Origin of the sequence: Pseudotenacibaculum haliotis (assembly GCF_042684245.1) — a bacterium.
GTDB lineage: Bacteria > Bacteroidota > Bacteroidia > Flavobacteriales > Flavobacteriaceae > Polaribacter > Polaribacter haliotis_A.
This window is the reverse complement of the sequence record NZ_JBHULH010000008.1, coordinates 195973-213182: the sequence shown is the minus strand read 5'-3', so window position 1 is coordinate 213182 and position 17210 is coordinate 195973. Positions and strand designations below refer to the sequence as shown.

General features: G+C 34.9%; 18 protein-coding genes and 1 tRNA gene. 6 read left to right on the top strand and 13 right to left on the bottom strand.

Features of this window, described 5'->3' with window-relative positions; all coding sequences use genetic code 11:
• Window positions 1-58: 58 nt before the first annotated feature.
• From ACFSRZ_RS12845 to ACFSRZ_RS12820, 6 genes are all read right to left on the bottom strand, one after another.
• A complete protein-coding gene (locus ACFSRZ_RS12845; RefSeq protein WP_379666965.1) occupies window positions 59-964 on the bottom strand; it encodes a DMT family transporter in 906 nt (301 codons plus the stop codon).
• Window positions 951-2036: an LptF/LptG family permease gene (locus ACFSRZ_RS12840; protein ID WP_379666964.1), complete on the bottom strand. Its 1086-nt coding sequence runs from the start codon at window positions 2034-2036 to the stop codon at window positions 951-953. The genes ACFSRZ_RS12845 and ACFSRZ_RS12840 overlap by 14 nt, the downstream gene beginning before the upstream one ends.
• A complete protein-coding gene (tgt, locus tag ACFSRZ_RS12835; protein ID WP_379666963.1) occupies window positions 2037-3167 on the bottom strand; it encodes a tRNA guanosine(34) transglycosylase Tgt in 1131 nt (376 codons plus the stop codon). It abuts the gene before it with no gap.
• 48 nt (window positions 3168-3215) lie between these two features.
• Window positions 3216-4019: a 23S rRNA pseudouridine(2604) synthase RluF gene (gene rluF, locus ACFSRZ_RS12830; RefSeq protein ID WP_379666962.1), complete on the bottom strand. Its 804-nt coding sequence runs from the start codon at window positions 4017-4019 to the stop codon at window positions 3216-3218.
• Between the two features lie 348 nt (window positions 4020-4367).
• Window positions 4368-4970, bottom strand: coding sequence for an alpha-ketoglutarate-dependent dioxygenase AlkB family protein (locus ACFSRZ_RS12825; RefSeq protein WP_379666961.1), 603 nt, complete (start codon window positions 4968-4970; stop codon window positions 4368-4370).
• A 70-nt stretch (window positions 4971-5040) separates the two neighbouring features.
• A complete protein-coding gene (locus ACFSRZ_RS12820) occupies window positions 5041-6021 on the bottom strand; it encodes a phytanoyl-CoA dioxygenase (protein WP_379666960.1) in 981 nt (326 codons plus the stop codon).
• Window positions 6022-6187: 166 nt separating this feature from the next.
• Here ACFSRZ_RS12820 and ACFSRZ_RS12815 point away from each other — a divergent pair, with 166 nt between their 5' ends.
• Window positions 6188-6838: a class I SAM-dependent methyltransferase gene (locus ACFSRZ_RS12815; RefSeq protein WP_379666959.1), complete on the top strand. Its 651-nt coding sequence runs from the start codon at window positions 6188-6190 to the stop codon at window positions 6836-6838.
• A gap of 53 nt (window positions 6839-6891) precedes the next feature.
• Here the strand turns inward: ACFSRZ_RS12815 and ACFSRZ_RS12810 are convergent, their stop codons facing one another.
• The 6 genes from ACFSRZ_RS12810 to ACFSRZ_RS12785 all read right to left on the bottom strand — a co-directional run bounded on the left by ACFSRZ_RS12810 (window position 6892) and on the right by ACFSRZ_RS12785 (window position 11458).
• Window positions 6892-8001, bottom strand: coding sequence for a serine hydrolase domain-containing protein (locus ACFSRZ_RS12810; RefSeq protein WP_379666958.1), 1110 nt, complete (start codon window positions 7999-8001; stop codon window positions 6892-6894).
• 4 nt (window positions 8002-8005) lie between these two features.
• Window positions 8006-8629 (bottom strand): pyridoxamine 5'-phosphate oxidase family protein, encoded by a 624-nt coding sequence (locus ACFSRZ_RS12805; protein WP_379666957.1) that lies wholly within the window; start codon window positions 8627-8629, stop codon window positions 8006-8008.
• Window positions 8619-9089, bottom strand: coding sequence for a nucleoside deaminase (locus ACFSRZ_RS12800; protein ID WP_379666956.1), 471 nt, complete (start codon window positions 9087-9089; stop codon window positions 8619-8621). Before ACFSRZ_RS12800 ends, ACFSRZ_RS12805 begins: the two co-directional genes overlap by 11 nt.
• A gap of 47 nt (window positions 9090-9136) precedes the next feature.
• On the bottom strand, window positions 9137-9562 hold the full coding sequence (locus ACFSRZ_RS12795) for a hypothetical protein (RefSeq protein ID WP_379666955.1): 426 nt from the start codon (window positions 9560-9562) through the stop codon (window positions 9137-9139).
• Between the two features lie 192 nt (window positions 9563-9754).
• Complete coding sequence (locus tag ACFSRZ_RS12790; protein WP_379666954.1) at window positions 9755-10762, bottom strand: alpha/beta fold hydrolase; 1008 nt, start codon at window positions 10760-10762, stop codon at window positions 9755-9757.
• A 135-nt stretch (window positions 10763-10897) separates the two neighbouring features.
• Window positions 10898-11458, bottom strand: a complete 561-nt coding sequence (locus tag ACFSRZ_RS12785; RefSeq protein ID WP_379666953.1) for a TetR/AcrR family transcriptional regulator — start codon at window positions 11456-11458, stop codon at window positions 10898-10900.
• 139 nt (window positions 11459-11597) lie between these two features.
• On the opposite strand from ACFSRZ_RS12785, the gene ACFSRZ_RS12780 reads away from it, so the two are divergent.
• Complete coding sequence (locus ACFSRZ_RS12780; protein WP_379666952.1) at window positions 11598-12806, top strand: redoxin domain-containing protein; 1209 nt, start codon at window positions 11598-11600, stop codon at window positions 12804-12806.
• Between the two features lie 297 nt (window positions 12807-13103).
• Here the strand turns inward: ACFSRZ_RS12780 and ACFSRZ_RS12775 are convergent.
• Window positions 13104-13191, bottom strand: a tRNA-Ser gene (locus tag ACFSRZ_RS12775).
• Between the two features lie 169 nt (window positions 13192-13360).
• Between ACFSRZ_RS12775 and ACFSRZ_RS12770 the strand changes: the two genes are divergently transcribed.
• The 4 genes from ACFSRZ_RS12770 (at window position 13361) to ACFSRZ_RS12755 (ending at window position 17068) form a co-directional block, all read left to right on the top strand.
• On the top strand, window positions 13361-14161 hold the full coding sequence (locus ACFSRZ_RS12770; RefSeq protein WP_379666951.1) for a sulfite exporter TauE/SafE family protein: 801 nt from the start codon (window positions 13361-13363) through the stop codon (window positions 14159-14161).
• Window positions 14161-15225 (top strand): chorismate synthase, encoded by a 1065-nt coding sequence (gene aroC, locus ACFSRZ_RS12765; protein ID WP_379666950.1) that lies wholly within the window; start codon window positions 14161-14163, stop codon window positions 15223-15225. The genes ACFSRZ_RS12770 and aroC overlap by 1 nt, the downstream gene beginning before the upstream one ends.
• A 463-nt stretch (window positions 15226-15688) precedes the next feature.
• Window positions 15689-16504, top strand: coding sequence for an AraC family transcriptional regulator (locus ACFSRZ_RS12760; protein WP_379666949.1), 816 nt, complete (start codon window positions 15689-15691; stop codon window positions 16502-16504).
• A gap of 195 nt (window positions 16505-16699) precedes the next feature.
• Entirely contained in the window at window positions 16700-17068 is a 369-nt protein-coding gene (locus tag ACFSRZ_RS12755; protein WP_379666948.1) for a VOC family protein, read from the top strand.
• The last annotated feature ends 142 nt before the right edge of the window (window positions 17069-17210 follow it).

Below are 17210 nucleotides of genomic sequence, written 5' to 3'. Positions count from 1 at the left end.
ATTATAAGGTACAAACTTACTACAAAATTGGTCTCGATTTGCAACGAACTTTAATTTTTTAAGAAAGTCTGTTTTTTCTTTTCTCTTGAAACCTTTTTACGTTCTTTAGAATCCCGTTTAACAGTACTACAAACAAGACAATAAAGGCTCCTAAATAAAATTTTGAGTTCATTTTTTCTGCTTCACCAAAAACCAATAAAGCCAAAATAATTGCATACACAGGCTCTAAATTAATGGTTAGCATCACAGTATAAGGCGTAAGATTTCTCATTACAAATACAGAAGCTATAAATGCATAGGCTGTACAAAAACTACTTAGGATAAGTAAGTACAACCAATCTGATCCGCTAAGAACAAAAAAGTCAAGAGTAAACGATCCGTTAAACATTAAAAATACTGTTATAAACAAAGTACCAAACAGCAACTGATAGAAAGAGATTCGCTCTGCATCATGCTCTTTAATGAACAAACCGTTTAAAACTGCAAATAAGGCAGACAAGAACGATGAAATTAAAGCATAAATAATTCCTAATGTGTATTGAGGCTCAAAACTAAAGATGATGTACAAACCTCCTACAACCAACATTCCTAGTAAAATTTCTATAAATCGGATTCTTCTTTTAAAGAAAAAAGGTTCTATAAACGAAGTAAAGAAAGCCCCTGTACTCATGGTTACCAAAGCAACAGAAACGTTAGATACTTTAATGGCTTTAAAGAAGGTAATCCAATGAAGTGCTATGATTACTCCCGAAATAAAAAACTTCAGCATTGCTTTCTTACTGATCTTAAAAGAGCGTCTTCTAATAACAAAATACAAGGCTATAAAGCCGGAAGCCAATAACATTCTGTACCAAACCAAGGGAATAGCATCAATGGTGATTAGCTTTCCTAAGATTGCAGTAAATCCCCAAATGAAAACGATGAAGTGTAGGTGTAAATAATCTTTAAGCTTACTTCCTTGCATTGAGATATAAATAAAGAGCTAAACCACCGAAAACGATGTTAGGAATCCAAACATAGATAAATGAATTTGCTCCTGCTACTCCTCCCAGAACCTCTGCAACTTTCATAAAGAATACATAAACAAACATTACCGCAATTCCGGTTGCCAGATTTACACCAATACCTCCTCTTTTTTTCTTAAAGGCCAGAGCAACAGCAATAATTGTTAGAATATAGGATGATATTGGTAAACTTGTTCTCTTGTGCAACTCAACGAGATAAGCATTTAAGTTCTTTACCCCTCTTTTTCTGGAAATCTCAATAAACTCCGAAAGTTCATCCGAAGGCATTTCTTGAGCCAAAGCAGATTTGAACAAAAAGTCTTTAGGTGTAAAAGCAAAGGTAGTATCTAGATTTACTCCTGTAAAAATGCTATCTTTTTCTTTATACAGTTTTCTCAGTTTATATCTTGTAAGGCGAAACTTTTGGTCGTTCTCATTCCATCGGATATTATCTGCTGTTAACTTCTGAACCAATTCAATTCCTTTATAATTCTCAATTGTAAAATACGTTCCATTGGAAGATTTAAAATTGTAGCTCTTGAGATAGATATAAGTACTGTCATTCAACTGCAAACTAAAGTTTTGCACCAAATGATCTGTATATTTTTTTCGCGTCAAGTATTGTTTTTCAAACTCCTTTCGTTCTTTACTACTATTGGGTACTACAAAGTGATTCATTGCCAAAGCAAAAATAGTTACCAATGTGGCACCAATCATATACGGATATAAAAAACGAGTAAACGAGATCTTAGCATTGGTCATGGCTACGATCTCTGTATTATTAGAAAGCTTTGAGGTAAAGAGAATTACAGCAATAAATAATGCTAAAGGCATAAATGTATTGGCGTAATAGATAATAAAGTTCTTATAATGCTGATCTATAATCTGCATAGCTGTAAGATCGCTATGCGCTAAGAACTTGTCTACTTTTTCCGATACATCAATTGCTACTGCAATCGGAATCAGTATCAGCAGGGTAAACAAAAAAGTTACCAGATAGCGCTTTAATATGTACCAGTCAAGAATTCTCAATTACAGTCGTTTGTTCATTTGGTTTACCATTCTGTTTTTCCACTCTAGAAAATCTCCTTCTAAAATGTGCTTTCTGGCTTCTCTTACCAGCCAAAGATAAAAACCTAGATTGTGAATAGAGGCTATTTGTTTTCCTAACATTTCATTAGATGCAAATAAATGTCTCAAATATGCTTTAGAATACATGGTATCTACAAAGGTGATATCCATTTCATCAATAGGAGAAAAATCATCTGCCCACTTTCTGTTCTTGATGTTAATGGTACCATGTGCTGTAAACAGCATACCGTTACGAGCATTTCTGGTTGGCATTACACAATCGAACATATCTACTCCTAACGCGATATTTTCCAGAATATTGATTGGAGTTCCAACTCCCATCAAATACCTTGGTTTATCTTCCGGTAAAACACTACAAACAACATCTGTCATTTCATACATTTCTTCAGCAGGTTCTCCTACCGACAAACCTCCAATAGCATTTCCTTCTGCTTCTACAGAAGCGATAAATTCTGCTGATTGTTTTCTTAGGTCTTTGTATGTGCTTCCTTGTACAATAGGAAACAGTGTTTGATTGTAATCGTATTTTAAAGGTGTTTTTTCTAAATGATCTATACAACGCTTTAGCCAACGGTGTGTCATGTGCATCGATCGTTTGGCATAATTGTAATCACATGGGTAAGGTGTACACTCATCAAAAGCCATGATAATATCTGCTCCGATGCTACGCTGAATTTCCATTACTCTTTCTGGAGTAAACATATGTGATGATCCGTCTATATGACTCTTAAATTTTACTCCTTCTTCATTGATCTTTCTTCTTCCTGACAAAGAGTATACTTGGTATCCACCACTGTCTGTTAAGATATTACGGTCCCAATTCATAAACTTATGCAAACCTCCGGCTTGCTCAAGAATATCAGTTTTTGGTCGTAAATAAAGGTGGTATGTATTCCCTAAAATAATATCAGGGTTGATCTCGTTTTTTAATTCTGTTTGATGAACTCCCTTCACACTTGCCACAGTACCTACAGGCATAAAAATAGGTGTTTCAATAACACCGTGATCTGTGGTAATCTTACCTGCCCTCGCTTTACTTTGAGGGTCTTTTTTGTTTAGTTCAAACTTCATAGGCTGCAAAGATACACAAATCGGCTTTTGAGCATCTCTAAAACATTCTTAAGATTTTCTCCTTTGTTTTGACGGGGGACGTTTCCTTCCAAAACTCCTTTTTTTATTCTTGTCTTTAGAGGCTTCTTCTGTTTTTGATGAACCTTTGATTAGTTGATTTATCGTATCAATTTCTTTCTGTGTAAGTTCTCTCCAATCTCCATACTTAAGACCATCCAAGCTCACATTCATAATTCGGGTTCTCTTCAACTTCTTTACTTCATATCCCAAATATTCGCACATTCTACGTATTTGCCTGTTCAATCCTTGCGTAAGAGTGATCTTAAAAACATAATCATTAATCTTCTCTACTTTACACTTTTTAGTTACCGTTCCTAAGATAGGAATACCATTTCCCATTCGTTTGATAAAGCGGTCTGTGATCTCTTTATCTACCGTAACAATGTATTCTTTCTCGTGATTGTTTCCGGCTCTTAGTATTTTATTTACAATATCTCCATCATTGGTTAAAAAGATAAGACCTTCCGAAGGTTTGTCTAATCGTCCTATAGGGAACAGTCGTTGTGGGTGATTGATATATCTAACGATGTTTTTCTTCTCTTTTGAGTCTGTAGTAGATACAATTCCAACGGGCTTGTTTAGGGCTATGTAGAGTGTTTTGGGTTTTGCTTTTAGTGGTTTACCGTCTATCTTAACCACGTCTCCTTCAAATACTCGGTTTCCCAATTGTGTAGGTTTTCCGTTAATGGTTACTCTACCTTCTACAATGAGCTTTTCTGCTTCTCTACGCGAACAAATTCCTGTAGAGCTAATGAATTTATTAAGATTGATGGAGTCTTGATTGGTTGACAAAGTAAACGAACGATTTATACAATTTTAAAGAAACAAAGTTACAAAGTAGATTTTGGATAATGGCACTTGTAAATATATTTACGCTTTTGTGTTTATATTCTCTTGATTTTTGAATTTTAATAGAGATTTCAGCTTTTAATTATCAATGATTTAATGACTATTAATCTAATAGTCCAAGAATCCAGCAATCAACGTATAAACAAACGAATGCGACTTCGAGAACATTTCGCATCTCGACTCCGCTCGATATGACTGCTCAATGTGACACCTCAGTCGCCGGTTATCAATTATCAATTACCCAATTATCCAACAATCTGGAGATTCAATAATCCACAACACCTAAGTAGCTTATAACATAATGGTTCTAAAAGTGAGGTTTATTCTTGGTGAGTGTACTTTTTTTGTGGGTGGTAAACGATGCAACCAATTCTTTTGAGTCTCTCCTTTCATCAACAGCAAACTTCCGTTTTTTAAAATGATGTCTACTCGTTGCTTGGTTTCTTTATGTTTAAAGGAAAATTTTCGTTCTGCTCCTAAAGTTAAAGAAGCAATGGTTCCTTTTTCTAATAAGGTTTTCTCTCCATCGCTATGCCAAGCCATTCCTTCAGATCCGTCATGATATAGGTTGAGTAAACAGGAATTGTAGGTTGTACCCGATAGCTTTTCTACCAAACTCTTTAATTCTAGAAGTTCTTGGGTCCAAACATGAGCTTGCTTGGTAACGCCTGAGTATGTATAGTTATACTCTTTGTCTCCAAACCAAGCTACTTTTCTTTTGGTGATGTAATGCTTTCCAAAAACAATGGCCTGATCATTTTCCCAAGGAATCTCATCCCACAACTTTTGATAATAAAAATTGCACTCTTGGCGATTTAACACCAATCCATGATCGATAACTTCCCCATCAAAGGGAAGGATATTTTGTTGTTTTTTTTGGTTGAACAAATCCATATGCTACTAGAGTTCAAAAATAAAAAAACCTACAACTATGTTGTAGGCTTCTAGGTTTATTTTTGAGGTCTTACTCTGTCATTTCCATTTGCAAAGCAGGTTCCGGCTTTAAAGAATATTTAAAGTCTACTCCTTTAAATGTAATGGGTTTGGCTATCGGGATTTGCAATGCCATGCTTAATGAAGCTTCGCATCTCTCTAACATATGCTCTTTGTATATAAAAACGGCTGTATCTAGTATAACACTGTCAAACTCATCTGCTTCTGCCAAACTAATATGTGTTCCTGCAAACCTTTCAGGCATACTATCTGTTTTAGGAGTTTCTTTCAGTGTTTTTCTTACATCAAAAACATCACCTCCATACACTTCTCCTTTATCGTTTTGAAAGTTTAGTTTAACCACTACATTTTCCGGAACTACCGTTATATCTTCTCTCATCTGCGGAAGCATATTCCATAAGATAGGCACATAGCACTCTCTGTTTAGCAAAGCATCCAACGTTTCGCTAAAGAGAATGTGATATTTCTCTGCATTCGGAATCTGAAACTTAATAGCATCTTCTTCATAGAAGTTGTTTACATAATCATTCAACTCTAATTGAGAGACCAACTTCTTAGCGATTTTTAACGAGTTCTTATTGATCTCTAACAGCGAAAACTGAACTTCTTCGGGTGTAAATAATGGAGCTACCATGGTTACAAAAGGCGCAAAAGGTCCGCACCCGGCATAAAATACCTGAATGGTTTCATTAGGATGTTCTTTTTGTTTGTCTTTAATTGCCTGTACAAATCCTCTTAAGAATTTGGTAGTCCTTCTAAAGTCTAAAAAGCAAGCCGCAGCTTGGTTGAGCGATAAGGCTACTCCGGTTTCTGCAGGAATACATGCCAAATGTTCTAGGTCTTCATCTTTTCCATTAATACCGGTTAATTCTTGATAAACCTGATAGGTTTCATTCAAGATTCCTAATAATTCATCATTATTACTGATATCTGCATTGAGTAATTTTTGAGCCATTGCTCCTAGCTCTGCAGCACTTGTTGTAGTTTCCATATTCCCTTATTTGATGTTCTGGTAACTAAAGTACTTGCTTTGTGTATAGTAATCAATGCGTATTTTTACCTGAAAACATCGAGAATTATAATGCCAAAAAATTCAAAGTAGCAGTATTAAGCCTTAACTTTGCTATCAATTCGGAAAGCTTATAAACGGTACAATAATGAATGAAGAGATTAGAACTCAACTAGGAGTTGAAGAGAATAAACCTAACGATTGGTTTGAAAAACTCTATTCCGGAACTACAGAGTCTGGTGAAGGAGTTCCCTGGGCTAATATGACTTCGCATCCTTTTTTTAAAAGCTGGGTAGATCAACATCAAATTTCAGGAAATGGAAAAACTGCACTTGTTGTTGGTTGTGGTTTGGGAGATGACGCCATAGAACTTGAACAAAAAGGATACGAGGTAACTGCTTTTGATGTTTCTAAAAGTGCTATTGAGCTTTGTAAAAAGAGATTTCCTACATCTAATGTAAAATTTGTTCAAGCCGATCTAATTCAAGGAATCGAAGATTGGCATAGAACGTTTGACTTTGTATTGGAGATCTTTACAATTCAAGCGCTACCTCCAAAGTATGAAGATACATTGATTAAGCATGTTTCTGATTTTGTATCTGATAACGGGAAACTTGTGGTAATTACCGAGATTCAAAAAGAAAAAAGAACTTTTGAAAAAGGTCCGCCTTGGCTTTTGAATACAGATTACATCGAGTCTTTTGAAAATCATGGTTTGAAACGTATATCTCATTTAGCTGACAAAAATTCTGAAATGGGAGACGAAATTCAACTTACCGTTTTTCAGCGATTGGCATAATTTCATAAGAGAGATCCCATCATAGCCTTGAAATTACTCTTTGATTGTTTCTTTTATAATTGTTGTATAACCTTATATAAATCATCTTCCATTTTTTTATAGGTTTCTTCAAACCTGTTGTTGCTTAAAATCACAAGGTACTCATTACTATCAGGTAAATAAATAGCAGAAGTTTTATAACCTGACCAACTTCCATTATGATATACCCATTTTCCTTTTGTTTTGGTCTCATATATGGCAAAACCGAAACCATATTTTGGTGATACTGAATCAACGGAAGTCATTCGTTTCCAACTATCTGCATTAACCAGAACATTATTTCTTAGTGCTTGCTTCCATTTTTCCATATCTACAATAGAAGAAGAAATACCTCTGTCACCAACAATGCCATTCATCCAATGAATATGTTTGTGATTTTTATCTTTTTCTACATTCTGATACTTTTTAGTTCGTTTATTATAAGTATACCCTACTGCCACATTTTCATAAGATTCTTGCTTATTATCCATTCTATATACTTTTGATTGGGTCATGCCTGAAGGGATGAAAATTTGCTCTTTAATATACTCTCCGTACGATTGACCACTAAGTTTTTCAATAATCACTGCAAGCAAAGCATATCCGGTATTGTTATAATCGTATTTAGCTCCGGTTTCAAACAATAAATCAGGCTTTAATCGCATTAATAATTGCACTACATCGTGATGTGTTGCCATACGTTTTCGGTTCCAATTCTTTTTACGGTAGAGTAATTTCTTATAATCTTGTAAACCTGACTGATGCCTCAACAAGTGTTCAATAGTAATATCTTGATAAGGAAAGCCTTTGATAATCTCATTTACTTTAGTAGTGTAGTTCAACAAGTTTTTTTCTACCAACTGTACAATGGCCAAAGCAGTAAATTGTTTGGATACCGAAGCCAATTCAAATAAAGTCTCATTATTTAAAGGTACTTTATAGTTAAGGTCACGGTACCCATAATTACCTGTGAATAATATGGAATCATTTCTTGAAAAAAGTAGATTTCCATTAAACCCTTTTGAAACATAAACCTTTGCTACACTATCCAGCTTCTTAGCTATTTGTGCATTTACAGGTAGTAAACTTATCGTAAGAATAAAGAATAAAATTATCTTAAGGATATTATTTTGTTTTGCTTTCATAAGATTAGTTTTGGTTGTCTTTGGTCAACCCCAGTTTGGCTTCTAATTCCTTAATTCTTTTTTTCAAAGGATCTGTGACCTGTCTAACTTGTTCTTCTGTAAATCGCGGTGTAATATGTTGTGGGCAGTTTACATCCCAAGCTTCAACAGTAAATATGATTGCACGCTCTGGGTGCGCATTATAATTAGAGTCGCTAAGCGATTTTATGAGTGCTTTATCATCATATTCTACTTTTGCTGATCCCCAAATTTTAATGCGTGTACGATTGGGGTAATCCATTAAAAAGATAAAGGACTTATTGTTTTCGTTAAGGTTTCCTGCCGAAATATATTGCTTGTTTCCTCTATAATCAGCAAAAGCTAGCATCCTATTATTCAGCTTTTTCAAAAAACCTTTTGGACCTCCTCTATGTTGAATATAAGGTTGACCATCGGAGTTAGAAGTCGCCAAATAAAAAGAATCTATCGTTGTTAAAAACTGTTCAAGTCCTTCGTTTACTTCAGTTTGCCATCCTCCAGATTGTTCCATTCGAGCATATCCTTTTCTTGAATGATATTTTTTCTGTAGAGCCTTAACTGCTGGAGTAAAAGCTATATCACTAGTATATGTAAAATTATTAGTTTTCATGATTAGTTATTTTGTGTTTATATGCATTTGATAGAGTTTGACATTGTTCTTCTAATATGCCAGAAACTATTTTGGGAGCGTAGCTCCACTGAGGTATATTTTTAGCATTGAGTATTTTAAATTCTGAGGTAACACCTCCTATATATTTCACAGATGTTCCGTATACTATAGTGCTTAGCTTGTAATGGCGTAATACATATGAACACATAATACAAGGTTCATGAGTGGTATAAAGCACACAGTCTTTTAAATCAGTTAACAGTGAATTGTTTAAAGCATCTTTTACTGCCTCTATCTCTGCGTGCCTAGTAATATCTTTTGAAGATTTTCCGGACTCAAGCCCTATACCAATGATTTGATTATTTTTTACAACCATGGCTCCCACCGGTGGATTACCTTTTTCCATAGCTTCTTTACCTAAGGAGATACACTGACTCATGTAAAAATTATGATCTCTCATTATTAGAATATTAAAAAGGGGCTGTTTGGTACACCCCCCTTTGATTTTTAGTTATTAAAAATTGCTTTACGTTCATATTGAATTAAAAAGATCAATGGCAATGCATAAGCAAAATGACGTACCAGAGTAATAAATGGCATCATAGGTGATGCATCTAAACCTGCTACACCAGCTCCTAATAAGGGTAACATAAATAGCCATACCAGAGCAATGGTTTCTGCAGTGACAAAAATTATAGGTCTTGCCCACTTTGGTCCCCAAAGTGAAGGAGCAATACCTGCATATAAAATGGCTAATAAAACTCCATTCCCATAATGACCTACTACACCATAGGCTAAACCTAGCCCTGTTTTAGTTCCTAATAATCCCGGAATATCCCACCAGGTTCCTGTAAAAGCCAATCCTACCAAATCGAATAAGATCGTACCTAGAATTCCTGCAATGATTGCATTTTTCCAATTGATTGTTTTCATAATTTCTAAGTTTTGAAGTTATTAAGTATGACTGTCTATTATTTTGACTTCACCATTGATTCCCAATACCCTACAGAATCATTATAGTTCTTATCATTACAACAAAAATGGTTGTCTTTTTCAATCAGATCATGATTAACCTGTTTAATATTACGCTGTTTATTAATAGCTTCCATAATGTCTCTTTTTGAATTATTTGATGTTGTTCTTCTTCAAAAATTTGAGAATATAGTTGGCTATTTCATCTCCTTTTTCCTCTAAAGCAAAATGCCCTGTGTCAAGCAAGTGAAATTCAATATTCTTTAAATCTCTTTTATATGGATAGGCTCCTTCTGCCGGAAAGATATAGTCATTCTTTCCCCATACAATTAATGTAGGTGGTTGATACTTTCTAAAATAAGCCTGCCACTTAGGATACAACGGCACATTGGTTCTGTAACTATAAAACATAGCTAATTGAATATCGTTGTTCTCTGGTCGTGTTAAATGTTGTAGATCAATATGCCAGTTATCCGGACTAATCTTTAAAGTATCTTGTACTCCATGGGTATACTGCCACTTTAAACCTGCTGGTGAGTGGAATCCTTCCAAGGCTTTTCCGTTTTCAACAGTATACTCATTCCAGTACTTTTTAATAGGTTTCCAGAAATCGCGTAATCCTTCATCATAAGCATTTCCGTTTTGTACAATCAAAGCATCTACTTTTTCAGGATATTTAGATGCTATTCTATACCCGATTGGAGCTCCATAATCCATAAGATAAATACTGTACCTATCTACTTTTAGTTTATCTAAAAACCCTTCTACAATATTGGCCATGTTATCGAATGTGTAATCAAAATCTTTCATCTTTGGTTGATCACTTCTTCCAAAACCTGGATAATCTGGTGCTAATACATGATATTGAACAGACAGGTCTGTTATTAAATTACGAAACATATGAGAAGAAGTTGGGTAACCATGTAATAAAAGAATGGTCGGTTTATTTATATCACCCGCTTCTCGGTAAAATATATTCAACCCATTTACCTTAACTGTTTTATGCATGGTAGCATATTTCTTCTTTTTTACTTTTGCAATTGTTTCTTTTGCTTTTTCTATAGGCTCATTATTATTAGAGCTAGAAAAAGCATAGAATCCTAAAGATAAAACAGCTACCGCTGTAATACCTACTACTGATTTTAAAATTTGTTTTTTCATTTTGACTAGATTTAATTGGTGTTTATATATTAAGTGTATTTACAATTGTTATTATTTTCATAGAGCATGAATTAAGTTTGAAATAAAATAACAAACAGACAGGTCTGTTTTATTTTTATCTAAAAAAGCTTCCATTTAAGAAAGCAATCTGACACAAGCCTTTTTTGCTGCATCAATTGGCCATTTGTCTTTATGGATTTGAGATAGTATAATAGCTCCGTCGATTAATACAATAATCTCATCCCCTACTTGCATAGCCTGTTCAGTACTATATTGTTTTTCTTGTTTTAATAGATCGTGTACCCACTCTCTTAATTTACTCTTATGATATACAGCTTGATCTCTTATTTTTTGATGGTCTGCCGGTAGATCTACAATGATGTTTTGCCATCCACAGCCTCTAAAGTTAACTTCCAATAACCAATTCATTATATAATCAAAACACCCTATCACCTTTGCTTTTGGTGTATTTTGACTCTTAACACAATCGTTAAGTTTTCCCATCCACATCGCATGTCTACGAACCAAATAGGCTACAGCAATATCTTCTTTAGATCTAAAATGCTGGTACATACTGGCTTTTGCAACTCCCGCTTCTTCTATAATCTGATTAATTCCTGTTTGATTGTAACCTTTATTATAAAACAAATCTGAAGCTGTTTCTATAATGCGTTCTTTTACACTTGGTCTTTTCATGCTTCAAAAGTAATATTAAAAATCATAAAAACAGACAGGTTTGTATGTTTTTAACGTTTTATTAACATTTATATTGTTTATTGTTTTGAGACACTTTACCAAAAGTGAAGTCTTTTTCTTAACACAAAAACTAACCTTTATGAAAGAGACACGAAAATTCTTGTTCCTAATTTTAATTATTTCATTTATCGCTTGTGAAAAGAAAAATACAATTGCCGAAATAGGAAAGCCTATTCCCAATCACACATTTATTACTGTTTTAAACAGCAAAGAGAAAGAAATATCTTTAAGCGATTTAAAAGGCAAACCGATAATTTTAGAGTTTTGGGCAACCTGGTGCGGGCCTTGTATTCCCGCAATGAAGAAACTGGACAGGCTGCAACAGAAATTTGGAGACGATATTGAGATCATTACGGTGTCATCTGAAAACAGAGAGCGTTTAGAAAAATTTATCAAAAAGACAAAAACGTCATTACGCATTGTATCAGATACCACACACCATAAAAAGTTCAAGTACAAAATAATTCCGCATTCAATTATCATTGATAAAAATGGTATCGTACAGGCAATAACAAGCCCTGAAAATATTAATGAAAATGTTATCGAAGATCTAATAGCCAACAATGCAATAAACTTGGATTTGAAAGACGACTTTTACATCGATCCAAATTTAAAGGTTGAAACACTAAAAATCGTTGCCAATTCTGATTATAGAATTGAGTTAAAAGGTTACGACCAAAAAAAGAGAGGCGGCTCAAAACTTTTAAAAGACACAGAAGGTAACATCAATGGAATTCAGATGTGGAATAGCACAATTCCAAGGCTCTATCAAACTCTATTTAAAATAGCATCTCCAAGCAGAATGGTTTTTAAAGATGATTTGAAGGAAAACGATTTTCCTTATAATAGAGAGCATCAATATAACTTGACCATTGAGGTTTCTAACAAATACCAAAGCAACTGGAGAGAAATTGGAGTTGAATTTCTTAATAAGAATTTTGATGTGAATGCTAAAATTGGTGTTGACTCTTTAGAGTGTTATGTGTTAAAAAATGTAGCGAATACAATAAAACAATCCAAGGCAAATTCATCTGAATTCTTGTTTATGGGCACAAATCTAAAGACAAAGAAAATCAAGATGTCAAAATTGGCAGCGTTCTTAGAAAACTTTACACCCATTCCTGTTTTAGACAAAACAAACTTGAACGGTGAATATGATATTGATTTGGAGTGGCAAGCTGAAGACCCAAAAACTATTCATTCTGAGTTAAAAAAATATGGATTGGAATTGGTTAGAGCGAGCACAAAGCTACCGGTTGAAGTTATGGAAATTTACAAGAAGAAGTAAGCTTTGTAGAGAAGTGCGATTAATTTCATTGATCCCTAAAAGGAAATCCTGAGTAAGCATAAAACCCAAAATCAAACTTTGTTTGATTGGTTTTGTATTTCCATTCACTTTTGGAAATTCTTTCCCAAGGTTTCTGAAAACACAAAACCCGAAACTTTCGTTTCGGGTTTCTTATGCGGAGAAAGAGGGATTTTGTTCCAATCTCCCTCTTTTTGCATTTTGCAAATGCAAAAGCTCTAAAAAAGAAAAAACCACCAAATAAACTTGGTGGTTTTTATTTTCAAGCTTTGCGCTTGTTGGCGGAGAAAGAGGGATTCGAACCCCCGGACCTGTTACAGTCAACAGTTTTCAAGACTGCCGCATTCGACCACTCTGCCATTTCTCCAGTGTCCTTTGCGTTTGCCTTTCAGCGGGTTTACCCGCCGGAGGGAACTTTGTTCCCGTAGGCGGGTGCAAATATAGAAAGGTTTTTCTTTTTGTGAAAGCATTTTTTCTTTTTTTAAGCGTTTATTTCAACTCTTTTCTTCTCCTTTTTTGTAATACTTTTGCACTCAATGGATTCTACATTTTTAGATTATATTTTTTTAATCATTGTTGGACTTGTGGCAGGAGCCATCAATATTCTGGCGGGTGGCGGATCACTCCTCACCTTGCCTATGCTTATCTTTTTAGGAGTTCCTCCCAGTATTGCAAACGGAACCAACAGAATAGCTATCATTATTCAGAATATCTTTGCGGTAAAAGGATTTCAATCCAAAGGAGTTTCTGCCTTTCCTTTTAGTATTTACCTCGCAGCTTCTGCTACTGTAGGGGCCATTTTTGGAGCCATCTTAGCCGTTCACTATGTAAAAGATGATATCTTCAATAAGATCTTGGGAGTCATCATGGTTTTGGTTGTCATTTTTATGGTCTCTAAACGAAAATCTTCTACAGAAGAGCTAATGGAAAGAATCACCGGAAAGTATTTATGGCTGGGAGTCATTGCTTTCTTCTTTGTAGGTCTGTACGGCGGATTCATTCAAGCAGGAGTCGGTTTCATCATGTTGCTAGCATTATCTAGTATTAATAGAATCTCGTTGGTAAAAAGTAATGCCATCAAAGTTTTTGTGGCTCTGATCTATTCTATTGCTGCTGTGGCTGTGTTTACACATGGTGATGCCATTAACTGGAAATACGGTTTGATCCTTTCTGTAGGAAATGCTACAGGTGGTTGGATAGCCAGTAGATGGTCTGTAAACAAAGGTGACGAACTCATTAAAAAAGTTTTAATTATCATGGTAATTGCCATGGCAATCAAACTGTGGTTTCCTGATTTTTATACTATCTTAGCCAATCAAATTTTAGAACTGTTCTAATGTCATTTAATACATTTGGAAATTTATTGAAATTGACCACTTTTGGTGAGTCACACGGGGCTGCAATTGGAGGAATCATTGATGGTTTTCCGGCAGGTGTTTCTATTGATTTGGAAGCGATTCAAAAGGAATTGGATCGTAGAAAACCCGGTCAATCTAAAATAGTTACGCAACGTAAAGAACCGGATACGGTAGAGTTTCTTTCCGGAATTTTTGAAGGTAAAACTACCGGAACGTCTATTGGTTTTGTGATTAGAAATACCAATCAGAAGTCAAAAGACTATTCTCATAACACCAATGTATATCGTCCTTCTCATGCCGATTATACTTATGATAAAAAGTATGGTATTAGAGACCATCGTGGTGGCGGACGTTCTTCTGCAAGAGAAACTGCCAATTGGGTAGTTGCAGGAGCTTTGGCAAAACAATTTATTTCACAAATTTCTATCAATGCGTTTACCTCTTCTGTAGGCGAAATTGAAATGAATAAAGACTACTCTCAGTTAGATTTTTCTAAAACAGAATCTAATATTGTTCGTTGCCCTGATGAAGAGATGGCCGAACAAATGATTGATAAGATCAAAGAGATTCGTAAACAAGGAGATACCATTGGAGGAACCATTACCTGTGTAGCACAAAACATTCCTGTTGGTTTAGGAGAGCCTATTTTTCATAAACTTCATGCCGATCTTGGGAAAGCCATGCTGTCTTTAAATGCAGTAAAAGGTTTTGAGTTTGGAAGCGGATTTGAAGGCACCAAAATGATGGGAAGCCAACACAATGATATCTTTAACGAAGACGGATCTACACAAACCAATCTTTCTGGAGGAATTCAAGGAGGAATTAGTAACGGAATGGATATCTATTTTCGTGTAGCTTTTAAACCCGTTGCTACCATCATGCAAAACCAAGCTACCATAGATTCTGAAGGAAATGCCACAGAAATAATGGGGAAAGGACGTCATGATCCTTGCGTAGTACCAAGAGCTGTACCCGTTGTAGAGGCATTAACGGCTTTGGTCTTAGCCGATTTTTACTTGTTAAACAGAACGCGAAAGGCGTAAATCATCACACATTATTAGTGTCTCTGCGATTCCGAGTATTTGGAAGAAGTAGTCTGTTTTAGATCAGCAGATTACTTCGTCGCCTCGAAACCTCGACTCCTCGTAATGACGCTACAATGTCACTGCGATTCCGAGCATTCGGAAGAAGCAGTCTGTCTGTTAATATGCTTATTGGTTTATAAGTGGGTAAGTTTATAGATTTATGGGTTGATAAGTTTATAAGTTGATGGAGTGATTTGTTTGCCTTTTATTTTCATACTGTCATTTCAACTGCACTCTTAACTAGATTCAGAGTATAATGAAGATATCTACTAAAGATTTTTCGGCTTCGCTTGTCTACGATAAAGCAAGCTTAAAAAAACATGTATTAATTCTTTTAGTTTTTTCTTCTTTTTCGAGGAATTGCTTTCTCTAAAAACAAATAGTGCTTAATATTGTGTGTCAGACAGATATACAAACAGCTATGAACTATCAAACTTTTCAACCTCACCCTGATTTAGCAGCGCTTATCGATTGTTATTGGATTTTGGAAGTACCTGCTTCAGAAGACCCTCAAAGACAACGTATCATCCCTGATGGCGCTATTGAAATGGCATTTATTCTCGGAGATGACATCAAACGATATACCAATGAAGATGATTTTATTCTGCAACCTCGCGCCATGGTTTTAGGGCAAACCATAGATCCTTTTTATATAGAACCTACCGGCTATGTAGATACTTTTGCCATTCGTTTTTACCCTTACGGCTTTGCCAATTTTGTAACTGTACCCATCAAATCTTTGATCAATAAAGAAACTCCTATAGAGCTGTTATTCGGAACTGAAGCGTCTCAAAAATTAGAGCAACAAATCATTGAAGCAACAGACACAAAACAACGAATTGAAATTATAGAACGCTTTTTTTTAAAGAAACTAAATGAGCAATCTACTATTGATACCATTGTAAAAACAACTGTTGATGCTCTTGTATCAACAAAAGGAAGTTCTTCCATCAATACAATACTAAAAGAGGATCTTTCTAAAAGAAGACAGTTAGAAAGAAAATTCACAAAGCAAATAGGCATCAGTCCAAAACAACTAGGGAAGCTCATTCGCCTGCAAGGTGCCTTAAAAATGTTGTTGAATGAGGAAGGTGAAAAACTCACCAATATCGCTTACGAAAATGAATACTACGACCAAGCGCACTTTATCAAAGACTTTAAAGAGTTTACAGGAGTGAGTCCGAAACAGTTTTTAGGAAATGAAAACATGACGCTTTCTTCTGTTTTCTATAAATAAAAGCTGTCGCATTTTTACAATTTCTTCTCTTATTAGCATTTTAGCTTTGCCTCAATAATTATATCTAAAACTATGAAGAGAATAATACTTTGTCTTTCTATAGCACTACATTTCTTAAGTTTTACAGCTTGTCAACATAAAACGAAATCAGAAAGGCAAACGATTGATTCTACTCTACAACAAAAAGAGAAAGGCATGAACAGTTATATTTCCATTTTTGAAATTCCTGCTACAGACATTTCAAGAGCCATTGCATTTTATGAATCCATTTTGAATATAAACATAGAGAAGCTAGCGTTTCCCGGGATGGAAATGGGACTCCTACCCTACGAAGATCAACTAGTAACCGGTGTTATTGTAAAAGGAGAAGGCTACCAACCTTCTGCAAACGGTATTACTATCTACTTATATGGAGGTGATAATCTACAAGTTGTTCTTAACAAGGTTGAGAAAAGTGGAGGGAAAATTCTTATGCCCAAAACTCCTCATGCCGATGAAAGTGGATATTTTGCATTGTTCCTAGATTCTGAAGGAAATAAAATGGGGCTGCATTCTGTGAACTAAATACTTTTTTGAGTTTATGGGTTTAGAGGGTTGATACGTTTTAGGTTTATAAGTTGATGAGTTAGCAAGTTTATAAGTTTATTATTTAGTTTTTCTTTAGAGAGTAAAATAAATAAAACTAAAAAAATAGTTTTAACTAAAT

Coding starts and splice junctions, on each gene's coding strand:
- ACFSRZ_RS12820 (WP_379666960.1), bottom strand. CDS start 6,021: ATGGAAACTACAACAAGTGCTGCAGAGCTAGGAGCAATGGCTCAAAAA.
- tgt (WP_379666963.1), bottom strand. CDS start 3,167: ATGAAGTTTGAACTAAACAAAAAAGACCCTCAAAGTAAAGCGAGGGCA.
- ACFSRZ_RS12785 (WP_379666953.1), bottom strand. CDS start 11,458: ATGAAAAGACCAAGTGTAAAAGAACGCATTATAGAAACAGCTTCAGAT.
- ACFSRZ_RS12770 (WP_379666951.1), top strand. CDS start 13,361: ATGGATTCTACATTTTTAGATTATATTTTTTTAATCATTGTTGGACTT.
- aroC (WP_379666950.1), top strand. CDS start 14,161: ATGTCATTTAATACATTTGGAAATTTATTGAAATTGACCACTTTTGGT.
- ACFSRZ_RS12825 (WP_379666961.1), bottom strand. CDS start 4,970: ATGGATTTGTTCAACCAAAAAAAACAACAAAATATCCTTCCCTTTGAT.
- ACFSRZ_RS12780 (WP_379666952.1), top strand. CDS start 11,598: ATGAAAGAGACACGAAAATTCTTGTTCCTAATTTTAATTATTTCATTT.
- ACFSRZ_RS12790 (WP_379666954.1), bottom strand. CDS start 10,762: ATGAAAAAACAAATTTTAAAATCAGTAGTAGGTATTACAGCGGTAGCT.
- ACFSRZ_RS12755 (WP_379666948.1), top strand. CDS start 16,700: ATGAACAGTTATATTTCCATTTTTGAAATTCCTGCTACAGACATTTCA.
- ACFSRZ_RS12800 (WP_379666956.1), bottom strand. CDS start 9,089: ATGAGAGATCATAATTTTTACATGAGTCAGTGTATCTCCTTAGGTAAA.
- ACFSRZ_RS12815 (WP_379666959.1), top strand. CDS start 6,188: ATGAATGAAGAGATTAGAACTCAACTAGGAGTTGAAGAGAATAAACCT.
- ACFSRZ_RS12810 (WP_379666958.1), bottom strand. CDS start 8,001: ATGAAAGCAAAACAAAATAATATCCTTAAGATAATTTTATTCTTTATT.
- ACFSRZ_RS12805 (WP_379666957.1), bottom strand. CDS start 8,629: ATGAAAACTAATAATTTTACATATACTAGTGATATAGCTTTTACTCCA.
- ACFSRZ_RS12845 (WP_379666965.1), bottom strand. CDS start 964: ATGCAAGGAAGTAAGCTTAAAGATTATTTACACCTACACTTCATCGTT.
- ACFSRZ_RS12760 (WP_379666949.1), top strand. CDS start 15,689: ATGAACTATCAAACTTTTCAACCTCACCCTGATTTAGCAGCGCTTATC.
- ACFSRZ_RS12795 (WP_379666955.1), bottom strand. CDS start 9,562: ATGAAAACAATCAATTGGAAAAATGCAATCATTGCAGGAATTCTAGGT.